The sequence below is a fragment of the Ruegeria sp. H3 genome (genome assembly GCF_056533095.1).
This window is the reverse complement of sequence record NZ_JBQFOD010000020.1, coordinates 21,546-36,493: the sequence shown is the minus strand read 5'-3', so window position 1 is coordinate 36,493 and position 14,948 is coordinate 21,546. Positions and strand designations below refer to the sequence as shown.

The window sequence follows — 14,948 nt, the reverse complement described above, 5'->3', positions numbered from 1 at the left end:
CCTTAAATCTTGTGTGCCATCAGCACGGTATGGCTTTGGGTTTCGGGATCTTTGGCCAGAAACCCGCTTAAGATCATCCCGTTGTCTTCGAGACAGGCCGCATAACCAGCCGGAGAAAGCGAGGCGTGGTAAACCAGTTCACCACCAACGGTCCCTTGCGCCTCACCCGCGCTGTGCCCCACGGTCAGCATCAACATGCCAGCGCTGCGCAGATGGCGCGCCATTCGCGTAATGCAGGCTTTTTGTTCGTCCGCGGTTAGGTGAAAAAAGCTGTTCCAGGCGATGATCCCGTCGAAGCGTTGGCTCAGCTCAAAATCCCGCATGTCGGCCTGTCGCCAATCACCTTCGGGCCAACGGCTGCGGGCGATTTCAAGCATAGCCTCAGAAAAATCAACACCCGTGACGTTAAACCCCTCGGCCATGAACCAACGCGCAATTGGCTCGCCCGCACCACACCCCAGGTCCAGCACATGACCACCGGGTTTCAAGTTGGCGGTGAAGCGCGTCAGCCAGCGCGCTTCGAACAGGGCCCGCGAGCGTTGCTCGTCATAGGCCCTGGCCTGCCGTTCATAGATGGCATGGGTATCGTCGGGGTTTATCGTCATCCGATCCAGGTGGCACCGGCAGGATCGTCGGTGGCTGTGATCCGGTACAGGCCCGCCTGCCCGGTCATGGACGGTGCGACGCTGTAAGTTTCGCCAGGCAAGACCAGCGCGGTATCACCGTTGGACAATGTGGTCTCAACATCGTTGATCGCAATCCGCCAATGGCCGCTTGCGGGCATCAGAACCACCGGTTTTTCAGCTTTCAACGGGCCGTTCACTGACGATCCACGGGTCAGGAAATCGACCTCAAATCCCGGCTTGTCTTTGATCAGGCCGTTTTCGCCAATCACCACCGCAGGCTCATTGGCCGCCAAAGCCATCAGGTCCCAATACCGGGCGACATATTTGCCGATCACTTCCCCAACCGGAACCTCCGGGTAAGCCTTCAGTTCCTCTTCGGTCAGCAACGGCATAGGCTGCACGTTATGAGGAAGCTCCTCGCCTTTCTTGCTGTCGTACAGAACCCCGTTGTTGCCCAGCATCAAACCATGGGCTTGCGCATCCTCGATAACCTGAGGGGCCCAAGTTACGCCTCCGCCCGCATCGTCGCCGCCAAGGATCGACATGATCATTCCATAATCCTGACCCACATTTTCAAACCCACGGAAGATGCCCGTTGGGATGTTGAAGATGTCGCCTTCCTCTGCGATGAACTCACCCGCCGTGCCATAGCGGCCCCAGAAGAACCGCCAACGGCCTTTGGCGACAAAGAACACCTCGGCCGTCGTGTGGCTGTGCAGCGAGTTGCGGCATTTCGGCGGTTGCCCCGCCGCGCCGATATTGAACCCGATCTTGTCGGTAATGTGGACGTGCTGGTCCGGGCTTTCTGAAACACCACCGCCCACAATGGTAAAGTTCTCTTTCTGGTCCGAGCCCGGCGTATGTGCGTCAATGAAGGCGGTTTTGCAGGGTTGCAACTCGCCATAGCGAACAATGCGGCTTTGAATTGTACTCATCTCTGTCTTCCTTTTGTTTGGAGTTTCTGGTTCAAAACCCCAAATCCGGGCGGGCGGTTATTCAACCGCCGCGCACGCAGACTGGCCCGATGGGCGTGGTAGCGCCGCATCGACTGTCGTGCGTCCAGATTTGACATCAGATGTCGCATTTTACAGATCGCCGGTTTTCAACAGAATTTGCTTCCAGACAGATGTTTCGTCGAACAGAGTGTATTCGCGGCGCAGGCCCCAGGGGCCGAACTCTGCATGGCTGATGCCAAGGATAAAGACCTCGGCACCGGTTGGTTTGCCAAACACGCCCCAGCCGTCATGCGTGCCGTGCAAGGTCCAGCGGATCGCCGCACGCGGAGGCATCATCGGGTCCTCTCGACCGATCTGATGCTGAATGGCGAATTCGGCATTTGGGAATGAGGCGCGCAGCCCCATCCAGAACCGATCTACCGGGCCCCAGCTGTGCCCAGTCACGCCGCCGGGATATTCCGACTGTACGGCCCTGTCGTATTCGGCCTCAACTGCGGCCATATCTGCGTTCATGATCCGGTTCAGGATATCGGCGTATTTCTCACCCCATTCGTTGTCATTGCCGCTGCCTTTGTACGGTCCCGGCTGCTCATTTAAAGGGGTATAGGGCTGCACACAGGCCTCTGGGCCGCCCTCACGCATGATCAAGTCGCGGGCATAGTCCTTGGGGTCCCAACCCATTTGCTGCACGATGGCGCTCTGATCCCGGATCAGCCATTCATCGTCGATCTTATTGTTGATCGCGTGACAATCGGCCAGGATACGATAGACCAGTTTCTTGCCCGTCGCGTTGCCGTAGACACCATTGCCCAAATGGGTCGCCGTCGAAATGATTCGATGCGACGACAACATCCCCTGTTCCGGCGTACCCGACCAGATGACATCTTCGCCCAGCAGCGTGCGGTCGGGAAATTCGGCCAGCGTTGCCATCGTGGCCGCAATCACGCCCTGATTGCCAACAACCACAGAACCCGGGGTGCGCACAACGATATCCGCACCATAATATTCATGCAGCGTGGCAATGCCGCGATCTTCCCAGATCTCTTTGGTGATCCCGATAATATAGTCGGGAAAGTCTTTGAATTTGGGATCAAATCCCTTCATGTCTTCCATCCTTCAGGTATGCGGGCAGACCCGCGAATGATCAGCGGTCCGTCAATCTCAAGCTGCCTGGGTTCCATCTCCGGGTCGTCGATTTTGCTGAGCAATATGTCGACGGTTTCAGCCACCATGCGGTTGGCGGGCTGCCGGACCGTTGTCAGGTCATAGCTGGGCCAGGCCGCGACGGCGACATCGTCATACCCCACTACGGAAACGTCTTCAGGGATCTTCAAACCCAACTCGAACCTCAGCGTGTCCATCACGGAAATCGCCATATGGTCATTGGCCACAAAGACAGCATCGGGTGGGTCTGAGGCGAACATTCGGCGGACGGCTTCTTTGGACTCTTCTGTACCAAAGTTGCCGATCTCGCGGCTGTGTAGTGTCACGCGTGCCTCGTTCAGAGCCGCGACAAACCCTGTCTCACGATCTCGCTGGGTCGAAGCGCCTTCCCACCCGGCGATGTAGCTGATTTTCTTGTGTCCGGCAGCCAACAAGAACTCGGCCACTTTCCGGCCTCCGGCCAGATTGTCCGATGTCACTGACGACATGGACGGATCGTCCTGCCCCCGGTTGAACAGAACCATGGGCACCCCGGCTGACTGGCAGCGCGCAGACAGATCGGATGAAAGCGCAACCGAGGCGGCGATGATCCCATCGACCTGAAAATCCAGAATTTCTCCGACAACCTTGTCTATGTTCTGAGCCGAGTTCGAGGCCATGAACACCAACGCATGATAGCCGCGTTCCTGCAACGTGTTGGTTAGCTTCTCAAGCGCTTCCGGATAGAACTGATTGTTCAGATACGCGACAACAAGCCCGATGATGCGGCTTTTGCCCGACACCACCGCACGGGCCAGAACATTGGGCCGGTACCCCAATTGGTCAGCCGCTTTGCGGACTTTCGCGACGGTTTTTGCCGAGGCAGATGCCCCAGGCGTGAACACGCGGCTGACGGCGGACTGGCTTACACCGGCCAGTCGCGCGACATCCATCGATGTGACTTTTTGCACTGCCATCAATCCGCTGTCCAACCTCCATCCACCATCAGTGATGTTCCGGTCACGAGCCCCGATGCATCCGAGGCCAGATAGACAACCGCGCCCATGATGTCTTCGATTTCGCCCGGACGGCCCAGTTTGATCTTGTCGAGGATCCAGGCGCGTTTGTCCGGGTCGTCAAAAGTCGGGCGCGTCAGATCGGTCAGAATGAAGGTCGGGCAGATTGTGTTGACGCGTATCTTTGCAGGTGCGAATTCCAACGCCATCGCCTTGGAGAACCCCTCGACCGCGAATTTCGATGCGCAATAGACCGCACGCTCGCGACCGCCGACATGGCCCATCTGGCTGGATATGTTGATCAGCGAGCCGGGACGCCCCGCCGCCAACAACCCTTTGGCCACAGCTTGCGTCAAAAAATACGCGCCTTTGACATTGATATTCATCACCGCGTCGAAATCTTCGACATATGTGTCGACCGCCTTGCTGTGGCGCGCCGAACCCGCAGAGTTCAGAAGGATGTCAAAGGGGCCATGTTCAGCCACTGCCGAGGCAGTTGCCTCGATATCGGTCACGTCCAGTTCGAGCACTTTGGCAGACCACCCGCGCGAGGTCATATCTGCGGCGATCTCTTTCAAGGCATCTGTGCGGCGCGCGGCAAGGGTGACCTCGGCCCCGTGCTCAGCCAAGGCCACGGCGCAGGCCATGCCGATGCCCGAGGACGCACCGGCAACCAACGCGCGTTTGCCGTTCAACTTGAAACTGGGTGTCGTGGGGAATTGAGCCATCTTAGACCTCGCCAACCGGAAACGGGATTTCACCCGGAACGCGGGCTTTGTTGAATTCGCGTAGACGCGCAAAGACGTCAACACCCAGCTGCTGATAGGCATCCAGCAGGTCGACCAATACCCAGTTTTCGCGGATCAGGCCATTCTCAAGCCGCCAGAAATCGAGCGACCGCAGGCTGATCCGCTTATCCGACGGGGCGATACCCATCCACCCGTCATGGGTGACGGTCTGGATCATGTTTGGCCAACCTGTCACGGCGGCGTAATCCGCATCCCCGAAGAAATGATAAGTGATGTCGTCTACATATTTTCCGCGATCCGGCATGCCGTTGAGGAACGGTATCTGGTGCCAGTTGCGGAACCCGGCGATCCCACGCCCGGTGCCGATTCCGGCGGGGCCATACCAGTTCATGCGTGGATGCCAGAACCGCTGCATCTCCATCACTTCCGGCCCGCCCTGGTTTGGATGTTTCTTGAGATGGTCCAGCATGTCGATAATGTGATCACAGGAGAACTTCGACTGCGCCTCATCCCACGGGCCCGGTACGATACCATCCTGAGTTGCCGGGCCCGGCACGCAGAATTCCAACCCCAAAGATGGAGCCATCGGCCAGGCCCTGGCCTGCATCATGACCTCGGGAATGTCCCAGATCGCCTGAAGCTCGACCACCTGACCCTCGACGATCCGATAGAATTCGTGGAACCGCATATGGGTCAAGTGACCTGTTGGCGGAATATCCAGCCAAGGGGCGACAAAAGTGCCGTAGTAGTGGCCGCCGCACCCGATCCAGTCATCGCCATGTTCGGTGCACCCGCCAACCACGATCCAATCGCGCCGTTCCAGATCAGGCATCGCCTTAAGCAATGGCGCATAACAGATCTGATACAGCGCCTGCGGCCCCGTAAGATCCCCGAAAGGATGCGGCATGTGAACCATGGCGTCCGGAGCAAACGCGCCGTTTAGCGTCGCCTGCACCCGAACATCATCAAAATCGTGCATCGCCGCACGAAGCGGCGCAATCAGCGCTTTGTTCGCTGAATGCACATCACTCATTCTGCGGCCTCGCGATAGGGTGCGCCTTCGCCATAGGGCACATTGATCCCGCCATAGCGGCGCACGCGGATGTTGCATTGCTCGGCATGGCCAACAAAGCCTTCGAGCATACACAGGCGCGAGCCGAATTCGCCGATCATGGTCGCGGCCTCATCGGTGGTGACCTTTTGATAGCTGTGGGTTTTCATGAACTTGCCAACCCAGAGACCGCCGGTATATCGCCCGGCTTTCTTGGTCGGCAGGGTGTGGTTGGTACCGATCACCTTATCGCCATTTGCCACATTGGTGCGCGGTCCGAGGAACAGCGCGCCATAACAGGTCATGTTCTCAAGGAACCAGTCGTCTCGGTCTGTCATCACCTGAACATGCTCAGACGCGATGTCATCTGCCACTTGCAGCATCTCGTCATAGGTGTCGCAGACGATCACCTCGCCATACTCATCCCAGCTGACCTGCGCAGTGCCCGAGGTTGGCAGGATACCCAGAATACGCTCAACCTCGGCCAGTGTATCTTCGGCCAGTTTGCGCGAATTGGTGAGCAGCACGCAGGGGCTGTTATACCCATGCTCGGCCTGCCCCAGCAGATCGGTCGCGCACAGCTCGGCATCGGCGGCAGTTTCATCGGCGATGACCATAGTCTCGGTCGGCCCTGCGAACAGGTCGATACCCACACGGCCAAACAACTGGCGTTTAGCTTCGGCGACAAAGGCGTTGCCGGGGCCCACCAGCATATGCACAGGTTCGATCGTCTCAGTCCCGATGGCCATCGCGCCGACGGCCTGAATGCCACCCATGACATAAATCTCATGCGCGCCACCCAGATGCATCGCCGCAATCACGGCTGCATTTGGCTGGCCATTGAACGGAGGGGTGCAAGCGATAATACGCGGCACGCCAGCCACTTTGGCGGTCGCCACCGACATATGTGCCGAGGCCACCATGGGGAACTTGCCGCCAGGCACATAACAACCCACGGATTGAACCGGGATGTTCTTATGGCCAAGGATCACACCTGGCAGCGTTTCAACCTCGATATCCAGCATCGAATCCCGCTGCGCTTGCGCAAAGTTCGTCACCTGCTCTTGCGCGAACTTGATATCCGCCAGCTCGCGATCAGACAACGAGGCGATCAGGTCATCGATCTGCTGCTGGCTCAGGCGATAGCTTTCCGGCGAGTAATTGTCGAACTTCTCGGACAATTCGCGCACAGCCGCATCGCCGCGCGTTTCGATATCCTTCAACGTTGCCTCTACGACTGCTCGTGTTTTGGCGTCATCCTCTGCTCTGTCAGCCTCGGGTTTGCCGCGTTTGAGATATTCGATAGCCATTGTCCTGATCCTCAGTTGTCGGGCCGGGGCGGAGTTCTCTCTCCCCGGTCGAATGTTTCCCAGCCCTGCCCGTTGAACAAATCAACGCCAAGCTGAGCAGCAACATGGGCGAAATCGACATTCACCCAATTGTCGACGATCTTGCCGTCGACGACTTTCCAGAAATCCATGTACCGGATTTCAACTCTTTTCCCGGTGGGGGCTATCCCCAGAAACTCACCAGAATGGGTGGCTTCCTGACGGCCAAAGGCGGCCGCCCATTCCCCCATGTAAAGACGCGCCTCATCGATGCAGGTCTTGTCCGAGAACGCGGCCTGGAACGGGCGTTGCCAGTTTTCCTGAAACTCCTGCAGGCCGGTTTTGGTGCCGCAGCCCTGATTGCCCATCCAACGAAAGCCTTGCGTGAAGAATTCGCCAATATCGTCGATGCGGTGATCGTTCAGCCCGTCGACCATGCCTTCGATGACAGCGCGGGTTTCTTCGGTTTTGCTCATATCCGTGTTTTTGGTCAGCACGGCTTGTTCGGGGCGCGAACCCTTCATGTTTCTATTCCTTATTTGGTTGCCAAGAGGTTTTCTGCGTCAAATGGGAGGGTCAATGGGCTAGCAGAAAATCCCTGGGCATCCGGTTGAGTGCCGGGTGGCGCGCAACGGCGGTATGTCTTGCACTCGCGCTCATCAGCCCTTGACCGCCCCGGCGGTCAGGCCGCCGACAATCTGGCGCTGGAAGAACATAACCAGGATGAACAGAGGCACGGTGGCTGAAACCACTGCGGCGACCGCAAACATCACATTGCCTTCGGTTTGCGTGGTCCCGAGGAACGCCGCGATGGCGGGCACCATGGTGCGGTTGCTTTCAGACAGCAGCATCGCGCCGACGGCAAAGTCGTTATAGGCCAGCAGGAATGAGAACAGCCCCGTGGTAATCACACCCGGCCACATCACCGGAATGATCACGCGGCGGAACGCCTGGAATTGGTTGCAGCCATCAACCTTGGCACTTTCGTCCAACTCGCTTGGAATGTTCTTGAAGAAGGAATGCAACATCCACAGGGTGAACGGCTGGTTGATCGCCACCAGTACGATGATCGTGGTCGGTAGAATGCCCCAGATGTTCCATTCAAAGAACGGCAGCAGATACCCTGAAACCAGCGTGATCGGCGGCATGGCACGGAAGATTAGCGCGGTAATCAGCAACCAGAAGGTGTAATTGTAGGACGACCGCGACAGGGCATAACCTCCCAGCGTGCCAATCGTCAGCGAGATGGTTACCACAAAGAAACAGACGATCCCTGTGTTCAGAACATTGCGCCAGAACTCCTCTTGGATCCACGCGCCCTCGTACCCGGTGGTGGTAAAGGGCGAGCCATAGACAGCCTCGGTACGGGCACCGGTTAGGGCATTGGTCCAATCTGCGATTGAGAAGAAATCAAGCTCAACCTTAAACGACCCCCATACCGTCCACAGGAACGGAAAGGCTGCTAGGACAAACCAAAGAAGCACAAACAGGGACGAGGCGACCCGAAGGCTTGTGGGCATTCTTTGTGCGCGGCTGGCCATGTTATCGTGCTCCTTTAAAGTCGCGCCAGGTGCGGACAAGCACGGGCGACAGAAGAATGGCGACGCCGATTATCGTCATCACAGAGGTTGCGGCGGCAGATGAGAGCTGGCGGGTTTCACCGCCAAGGTCATCAAATATGAAGGTACTGAGAGATTGCGCGTGTGCCTGAGCGCTGAAGCCGATGATTGGTTCAAACACCTTGAAGTTATCCATCAGCTGGATCAGAGCCACAAACGTGACCAGAGGCATCAGGTGCGGGACGACCACGAACTTGACCTGTTGCCAGCGGGTTGCGCCATCAATCTGTGCAGCTTCGATCTGATCCTGTGGCAGCGTTTGCAGCCCGGCATAGAACACGACGAAGGCAAATGGGGCCGAGCTCCAGACGCCATAAACCATCAAGGCCACCCACATCAGCCCGGTCGAGGCCTTGAGGCTGAAATTCGGGTCTCCTGCCATGTACACAAGGGCGTTTCCGATGACACCGCGACTGTCGATCATCCAGAAGAGGATCAGCGAACCGATCAGCGGAGTGACGATCATGGGCAGAAGAGAGAAGAAGATCATCAGCCCTTTGAGGTGCCGATGCAACGAATTCACAGCCAGTGCAATGACCAGACCCAGCAGGATCGTCAGCGGCGTTACAATGAAGGTAAACGTCAGCGTAAACGCCATTGCACGATAGAATGGCAGGTTACCTAGGTCCGAGAAAAAGCCGCCAAAAGTCTCATTGGCCGCCCACATCTGGCTGATTTCCTGGATCGCCAGGTGACCGCGGTCAAAATAGATGCCCAGCCCAACAAACCGACCCAAAGGTTGAGCCTCCCGCAGGGCGGCAGTGGCCTCTTGGTCGATGGTCGTTTCTGTTGTGCAGCCGATCAGCGGTGTACAGTTTTCTACTTCCAACAGAACGGCGGGATGTGGTGCAAAGATCGATTGGATCACGACCGACACGATGGGCATCGCGATAAACAGCAACATCGCAAGTCCTGTGGGCAGGAAGAACCAAAGGAATGTCTTATGGCGCATGTCGCAATCCTTGCATCGGTGTGTTTGTGCGGGCGGCTACCAGAGGCGCCCGCACAAGCTGCGTTTTACTGCAGGTAGCCTTGCTCGATGGCTGCGGCGCGATAGGCGGCCTCGACATCGGCGAGGGCCTGTTCAGCGCTTTCCTTGCCCTGCATGAAGTCGGCCAGTTCGTTGCCAAGCGCACTGTGCATCAGACCCATGTACGGCAGCATCGGATAGGCGGGTGTGCCCATTTTAGCCGCTGCAAACACGCCTTCTGCATCAGCAGCGGGCTCGTAGCCTTCGATCAGCCAAACCGCCAGCGGCGTGGTCTCATCATTCAGCATGTCCGGACGGATGCCGTGTTTCATGGCGATGAAGGTGGCCTCGGCCTCTTCATCCGAGATGTTCTTGCCGACGGTCCAGCCATCCCACCATAGGGTCGATGCCGGGGTTTCCCCGCCGCCCACTGTCAGCGGTGCACCAATTGCGTGGCCATCGATCACCTCTTGCAGCACGCCTTCGGTGGTGGTCTGCTGCGAGGCACGCGATCCCCACATGTTCATGATCGCAACGTTGCCGGCGCGGTATTCAGCGTTGGTGGCGTTGGAATCATGGGTCAGGAAGTCGGGATTCATGTATTCCGACAGCGCCTTCATCATGTTCAGCGCATTCACACCAGCCTCAGAATTCACATTGGGCTCGGCTGTGCCGGGCTGGAAGTGCTGACCGCCATAGCCAAGGAACATGTTGTTGAATTCCTGCGCCAGGTTCCAACCGGATTGGTAAGCACCGCCAACAGGGTTCTGCATGATGCCCTGCTCACGAATGGCCTCGGCCACCTCAAGCAGTTCCTCATAGGTCGTCGGCACTTCGACACCCGCTTGCTCCAGCACGTCCTTGCGGTACATCAGGTGCTGCGCGTTCGCCATGAAGGCGACGGCCATGATGTCATCGCCGATCTTGATCAGCTGTCCCGGCTGCAGATCCTGACCATGCTTTTCCACCAGATCGTTCAGCGGACGAATGACATCTTCGTTCATCAAAGCCACAATCGAGCTGTTGGCGATAATGGCGCTTGTGTATTCCGACGGGTTGCCCGAAAGACCAGCCACGTTGATCGTCTGGTGCTCGGATGTCAGGTTGGATTCAACCGACGCGCCGGTACATTCCTTGGCACCGGCCGCAACCGCCTGAATGGCCGCAAATTCGTTGCCAACAATGTTGACCCGACCGCCGATTTCGCAGGCATATCCTGCGCTTGCGGCAAAGGCGGCGACTGAGCCAGCCAATGCAATTCTCTTTAGAAACATGAGTATTCCTCCCTAGATGGAATGGGTGCATCTTCGAAGTCTGCACCCGGGTTTGACCCGTCGTTGCGGGCTTGATTTCACCGTTTAGCCGGTCAGGCGCGCACCTGTTTGTGCATCGAACAGATGGCAGTGATCGGTATGGATGTGGATCGAAACCTGATCGTCGATTTCAGCCCGATAGGTCTTGTCAGCCTTGACCGAGACCAGCGCACCACCGATCCGAACCGAGACCATGGTGCTGTCGCCCAAAAGCTCTTGGGTGTAAATTGGCGCGTTGATCTCACCACCACTTTCCACAACATTTGCATCTTCTGCGCGAAAGCCCAGCGTGATGGGGCCATCAGGCGCATTCAGCCCATGCACCTCGGTGCTTTGAGCGCGAAACACGCCGCCCTGAACCTCACCATCGACAAGGTTCATCGCCGGGTTGCCAATAAAGCTGGCGACAAATGTGTTGGCGGGTTCATCGTAGATATCGGTGGGTGAGCCAACCTGCTGAACCACACCCTGTTTCATGATCACCACGCGATCCGCCAGCGTCATCGCCTCAATCTGGTCGTGGGTCACGTAGATGGTGGTGACTGCAAGCTCATGGCTTAGGTTTTTGATCTGCGCGCGTGTCGAAACGCGCAGCTTGGCGTCAAGGTTCGACAGCGGCTCATCCATCAGGAACACGTTCGGCTCCCGCACAATAGCACGCGCCAAGGCAACCCTTTGACGCTGACCACCGGACAGTTCTGCCGGTTTACGGTGCAGGAAATCGTCCAGCTCAACCATCGCCGAAGCGCGACGCACCTTTTCGTCATGGGTGGCGGGGTCAATGCCGCGAACTTTCAGCGGAAAGCGAATGTTCTCATAGACATTCATGTTCGGATAGAGCGCATAAGACTGGAACACCATGGCGACATCACGGTCCTTGGGCTCCATGTCATTGACGCGCGCACCGTCGATCAGGATGTCACCTTCGCTTGCATCTTCGAGCCCTGCAATCATGCGCATGGTCGTGGTCTTGCCACATCCCGAAGGACCAAGAAGAACCAGAAACTCCTTGTCGGCAATTGTCAGATCAAAATTGTCCACGCCGACAAATGATCCCCAACGTTTACCGACATTACGAAGCTGAATTTCGGCCATTCTGTCCTCCCTTGCGCATTCGTTATGCATACGCTTGCAGGAGCATAGACATTTAGAAAAGCCTATGGCAAGCTTTTTTTGCATGCGAATGCAAAGCCTATGGGCGGCACCACCGAAACCTCGTTAACACATTGAAAGCTAATAGAATGCCATATGAATCCGAGAAAAAGCTTGTCCTCGGTTTTTACGAAGCGCTGAGTCGATGCGAGGACGCAACCGTCGTGGAAACACTCCCAAAATACTGCGCTGACGGGCTTGTTTGGCGGGGATTCCACCCCTTCAACGAACTACAGGGAATCGACGAAGTCGCCCGCACATTCTGGCAACCACTCAGGGCCAGCCTGACCGGTTTGCAGCGCCGGATGGATGTATTCATGGCAGGCGAAAACGAGATCGACGGGTTCAACTCGGTTTGGGTGGTGTCGATGGGTCATCTGATGGGCTTGTTTGACACAAGCTGGCTGGGCATCCCGCCCACTGGCAAGATGGCATTTCTGCGATATTGCGAGTTCAACAGGGTTGAGAACGGCAAGATCACCGAAACCGCGATGTATTTCGACATCCCTCATCTGATGATGCAGGCCGGTCTGCACCCCTTCCCGCCGCAAACCGCCGCCCAATTGGTTCAGCCGGGACCGATGACACATGATGGCCTGATGTTCGGCCCGCAGCCCACCGAAGAAGGCAACCGGACCCTTGCCATAATCAACGCAATGATCTCCGATCTTGGCCGTTGGGACAGCGGCCTGAGCCTTGAGGACGAGCTGCGCCGCACATGGTGTGAGGATATGATCTGGTGGGGCCCCTCTGGCATCGGCGCGACTTACACGATCGAACGCTATGCGAAACAACATGCAGGACCGTTCCGGGCATCGTTCGCCGAGCGTTCCAAGACCAATCACATCTGCCGTATGGCTGAAGGGCACTATGGTGGGTTCTTTGGCTGGCCGAACTTCACTGCACGTCCCACCGGCGGTTTCATGGGCATGCCTGCGACCGATAAGGCGGGTGAGTTCCGGGTGATCGATATCTATCGGCGCTCCGGGGATAAACTGGCCGAAAACTGGATATTCATCGACCTTCTTCACTTCTGGAAGCAACAAGGGGTCGATATTCTGGCCCGAATGGCCGAGGTACCCAGAACATGACCGATTGGATCGACGCCCATCACCATCTTTGGGACCTGAACGCTGTCCACTATCCCTGGCTTATGGCGCGCGGGGTGAAACGGTTCTTTGGCGACCCGACACCTATTCAGCACGACTATCTGTTATCCGAATTCCGGTCGGAGGCCGCAGATTGCGGTATTCGCGCCTCGGTTCATATTCAGGTGGGCGCTGAAAGCGGGTTACAGGAAGCCCGGTGGGCGCAATCCGTCGCTGATGCCAATCCCGACTGGCCCATGGCGCAGGTGGTGTTTTGTGATCTCATCTCAGCGGATTTGTCCACGCATCTGGATACGTTTCAGACCTTGCCGACGGTCCGGGGTGTGCGCCAGATCGTTGGCCGCGCTCCAGGGGAGGATGCGCAGACCGGCACCAACACTCTGCTGGATCACCCAGGTTTTTTGAGTGGCCTGACAGAAGCCGGTCAGCGTGGCCTCAGCTTTGACCTGCAGCTTATTCCCGAGCTGATGGACAAGACCGCCCGCGTGTTGGAACAAGCGCCTGACACACCTGTCGCCCTTTGCCACGCAGGATCACCCCATGACCGAAGCACGGCCGGTCTGAAGGACTGGGCCCAGAGACTGCGCAGCCTGTCCGAGCTACCCCATGTCACCTGCAAACTATCTGGATTGGGAATGTTCGATCATGGCTGGACCGTTGATAGCATTCGTCCGATTGTTGAAGAATGTCTGGATCAATTCGGACCCAAGCGGGTCATGTTCGGGTCGAACTTCCCCGTCGATAAGCTTTACGGCGACTACGCAACGTTGATGCGGGCATATCAGAAGCTGATCCCAGTCGACGCGCATGCGCCTGTATTTCGGGACACAGCCGCGCACTTCTACAGTCTAGATACGTTGGCCAAATGACATTCTTGTATGAAACAACGGGGTCAGATAGGGCCGACTGCAGGGAACATACGCACCGTGCCCAACACGACCCAAGCTGAAGGTTCACAGTGGATGTGAGTTAGAAAGCAGTCGGGTTTCATTTGTCTTCTGAACCTGGGATTTTGGTGGTTCTTTGCTTCTGCAACACCACCAGCCGTCACAACCCATTTAAGCAGTGCAACTATAGTCGTTCTATGCCACAAAATCGCCAACGCCTCGAACACAAGGATTTCCAATGAACACCTTCAAAGCAGTTGTTTTTGATTGGGCAGGGACCATGGTCGATTTTGGCTCCTTCGCGCCCATGGGTGTCTTTGTCAAAGCATTCGCTCAATTCGGTATCGAGGCAACAATTGAACAGGCCCGCGCACCGATGGGCGCCCCGAAATGGGATCACATTCGTCAGATGATGGACATGCCCGACATCGCTGCTCAGTGGGAAAGTCAATATGGTGCGGCGCCTTCTGATACTGATGTCGACAGAGTTTATGAGGTTTTTGTGCCAATGAATGAAAAGGTCGCTGCCGATTACGCTGATCTTGTACCGGGTGGCAAAGCTGCAATTGATGAGCTACGTGCCATGGGCCTGAAGATCGGCTCGACCACAGGCTATACCCGCTCCATCATGGAGCACGTGCTCCCTGTTGCGGCACGTCAGGGGTACTCACCCGACAATCTGGTGTGTTCAGACGACTTACCCGAAGGTCGCCCTGGCCCTTTGGGCATGTACAAATGCATGGTTGATCTGGCGGCCTACCCACCTTCGGCGATCATCAAAGTTGACGATACCGAACCGGGTATCAAGGAAGGCGTTGCAGCCGGTTGTGTCACTGTCGGAGTATCCCTTTCGGGCAATGCCGTAGGCAAAACGCCGGAAGAGTTGAATGCGCTCTCCGATGCAGAAGTCGATCACCTTCGCGTGCAGGCGACCAAGATCCTCACCGATGCTGGAGCCAACTATGTCATCGACACAGTTGCTGATTTGCCCGCATTGGTCAGGCAGCTAGGCAGCTCAGCTTAGCATCA

At 57.1% G+C, this 14,948-nt stretch carries 15 protein-coding genes; 3 read left to right on the top strand and 12 right to left on the bottom strand.

The features are described 5' to 3' along the window. Window positions 1–2 precede the first annotated feature (2 nt). The 12 genes from ACR0JE_RS18110 to ACR0JE_RS18055 form a co-directional block, all read right to left on the bottom strand. Window positions 3–605: a class I SAM-dependent DNA methyltransferase gene (locus ACR0JE_RS18110; protein ID WP_480865163.1), complete on the bottom strand. Its 603-nt coding sequence runs from the start codon at window positions 603–605 to the stop codon at window positions 3–5. Continuing rightward, window positions 602–1,561: a cupin domain-containing protein gene (locus ACR0JE_RS18105; RefSeq protein ID WP_480865162.1), complete on the bottom strand. Its 960-nt coding sequence runs from the start codon at window positions 1,559–1,561 to the stop codon at window positions 602–604. The genes ACR0JE_RS18110 and ACR0JE_RS18105 overlap by 4 nt, the downstream gene beginning before the upstream one ends. 150 nt (window positions 1,562–1,711) lie before the next feature. Then, the gene (locus ACR0JE_RS18100; protein ID WP_480865161.1) at window positions 1,712–2,686 is read right to left on the bottom strand and encodes a nuclear transport factor 2 family protein; all 975 of its coding nucleotides are present in this window, start codon (window positions 2,684–2,686) and stop codon (window positions 1,712–1,714) included. Continuing rightward, on the bottom strand, window positions 2,683–3,702 hold the full coding sequence (locus ACR0JE_RS18095) for a LacI family DNA-binding transcriptional regulator (protein WP_480865160.1): 1,020 nt from the start codon (window positions 3,700–3,702) through the stop codon (window positions 2,683–2,685). Before ACR0JE_RS18095 ends, ACR0JE_RS18100 begins: the two co-directional genes overlap by 4 nt. After that, window positions 3,702–4,469, bottom strand: a complete 768-nt coding sequence (locus ACR0JE_RS18090; RefSeq protein ID WP_480865159.1) for an SDR family NAD(P)-dependent oxidoreductase — start codon at window positions 4,467–4,469, stop codon at window positions 3,702–3,704. The genes ACR0JE_RS18095 and ACR0JE_RS18090 overlap by 1 nt, the downstream gene beginning before the upstream one ends. Window position 4,470: 1 nt before the next feature. Next, a complete protein-coding gene (locus tag ACR0JE_RS18085; RefSeq protein ID WP_480865158.1) occupies window positions 4,471–5,523 on the bottom strand; it encodes an ester cyclase in 1,053 nt (350 codons plus the stop codon). Then, complete coding sequence (gene hisD / locus ACR0JE_RS18080) at window positions 5,520–6,851, bottom strand: histidinol dehydrogenase (RefSeq protein WP_480544593.1); 1,332 nt, start codon at window positions 6,849–6,851, stop codon at window positions 5,520–5,522. Before hisD ends, ACR0JE_RS18085 begins: the two co-directional genes overlap by 4 nt. Before the next feature lie 11 nt (window positions 6,852–6,862). Continuing rightward, complete coding sequence (locus ACR0JE_RS18075) at window positions 6,863–7,393, bottom strand: ester cyclase (RefSeq protein WP_480865157.1); 531 nt, start codon at window positions 7,391–7,393, stop codon at window positions 6,863–6,865. Window positions 7,394–7,528: 135 nt separating this feature from the next. After that, the gene (locus ACR0JE_RS18070) at window positions 7,529–8,410 is read right to left on the bottom strand and encodes a carbohydrate ABC transporter permease (protein WP_170535375.1); all 882 of its coding nucleotides are present in this window, start codon (window positions 8,408–8,410) and stop codon (window positions 7,529–7,531) included. A 1-nt stretch (window position 8,411) separates the two neighbouring features. Continuing rightward, complete coding sequence (locus ACR0JE_RS18065; protein ID WP_480549743.1) at window positions 8,412–9,440, bottom strand: carbohydrate ABC transporter permease; 1,029 nt, start codon at window positions 9,438–9,440, stop codon at window positions 8,412–8,414. 65 nt (window positions 9,441–9,505) lie between these two features. Beyond that, window positions 9,506–10,732, bottom strand: a complete 1,227-nt coding sequence (locus ACR0JE_RS18060; protein ID WP_480549745.1) for an ABC transporter substrate-binding protein — start codon at window positions 10,730–10,732, stop codon at window positions 9,506–9,508. 84 nt (window positions 10,733–10,816) lie between these two features. Beyond that, window positions 10,817–11,866, bottom strand: coding sequence for an ABC transporter ATP-binding protein (locus ACR0JE_RS18055; protein WP_170535381.1), 1,050 nt, complete (start codon window positions 11,864–11,866; stop codon window positions 10,817–10,819). A 146-nt stretch (window positions 11,867–12,012) separates the two neighbouring features. Here ACR0JE_RS18055 and ACR0JE_RS18050 point away from each other — a divergent pair, with 146 nt between their 5' ends. The 3 genes from ACR0JE_RS18050 to phnX all read left to right on the top strand — a co-directional run bounded on the left by ACR0JE_RS18050 (window position 12,013) and on the right by phnX (window position 14,943). Next, the gene (locus tag ACR0JE_RS18050; protein ID WP_480865156.1) at window positions 12,013–13,014 is read left to right on the top strand and encodes a nuclear transport factor 2 family protein; all 1,002 of its coding nucleotides are present in this window, start codon (window positions 12,013–12,015) and stop codon (window positions 13,012–13,014) included. Beyond that, complete coding sequence (locus ACR0JE_RS18045; protein WP_480865155.1) at window positions 13,011–13,901, top strand: amidohydrolase family protein; 891 nt, start codon at window positions 13,011–13,013, stop codon at window positions 13,899–13,901. The genes ACR0JE_RS18050 and ACR0JE_RS18045 overlap by 4 nt, the downstream gene beginning before the upstream one ends. Before the next feature lie 256 nt (window positions 13,902–14,157). Then, on the top strand, window positions 14,158–14,943 hold the full coding sequence (gene phnX, locus ACR0JE_RS18040) for a phosphonoacetaldehyde hydrolase (protein WP_480865154.1): 786 nt from the start codon (window positions 14,158–14,160) through the stop codon (window positions 14,941–14,943). Window positions 14,944–14,948: the final 5 nt, after the last annotated feature.